At 23.5% G+C, this 904-nt stretch carries 1 protein-coding gene; it reads left to right on the top strand.

The features are described 5' to 3' along the window. Positions 1 to 428 precede the first annotated feature (428 nt). A partial coding sequence (locus tag D8787_RS11745; RefSeq protein ID WP_398575345.1) for a hypothetical protein occupies positions 429 to 904 on the top strand: 476 nt, incomplete at its 3' end.

Raw genomic sequence — 904 nt, 5'->3', positions numbered from 1 at the left:
CATTGTTCAATATAATTTTTTCTCTGTTAACAATATTGTATCTACTGAAATTTGTAAATATTGACAGAATTGATGGAATTTCTATTGTAATCCTTATATGTATATTATTCCTGTTTGTGATGCATAGTCTTAAATATGGAATAAATAGATTAAAACTAACTTCCTTAATATTGTTTTTTTTAACATTTATTTTGAATCTTTTTAATGGTTTTACATTTCTAGAAATAACGTACTTCTTCTTATTATATACAATTATATTAAAAGATAATAAAAAATTTTTCAAAATACATTTTATTACACTTACAGTATTCGTGTTAACAATTATATTATTGTCCCATATTGGCTATATTAGTAATTTTGTGATATATAGATCAAATGGTGGTATTAGGAATAGTTTAGGATTTGTACACCCGAATTCATTAGGGTTAATGATCTATTCCTTAACCGTTTGTAGTTTAAATCTTTTTGAAATAAAAAGATTCAAATTCTTCTTCTATTTATTTTTATTATTGATGAATTTATGGATATTACAGTTAGCGGACTCCAGAACATCAGGATATATAAGTATTTTAGTAATTCTCTTTTGTTACTTTTTTGATAAAATGGGTAAGCTAAATAGACCGTTAAATAGTTTTTTTATTAATTTAGCTATTACTGTGTCTGTTTTGTTTATAACTCTAATGTCAATTAATTTTGAAGCCAATAGCATTTTCCAATTTTTAAATAAATTGTTCACTAATCGAATTTTTAGTAGTTATGTATTTTTTAGAGATTATGGAATTACTTTATTTGGCACAAGAATTGTTGGAATTGTCTCATTAGGTCAAGGAACAGTCATAATTGACAGTGGTTATATAGGTTTACTACTTTATAAAGGAATTATTTTGTTTGTTTTTTTTTTTTT

It is taken from the genome of Streptococcus mitis (assembly GCF_003944325.1).
Lineage (GTDB): Bacteria > Bacillota > Bacilli > Lactobacillales > Streptococcaceae > Streptococcus > Streptococcus mitis_CW.
Note: the sequence above shows the minus strand (reverse complement) of the source record. Positions and strands in the feature narration are given on the sequence as shown.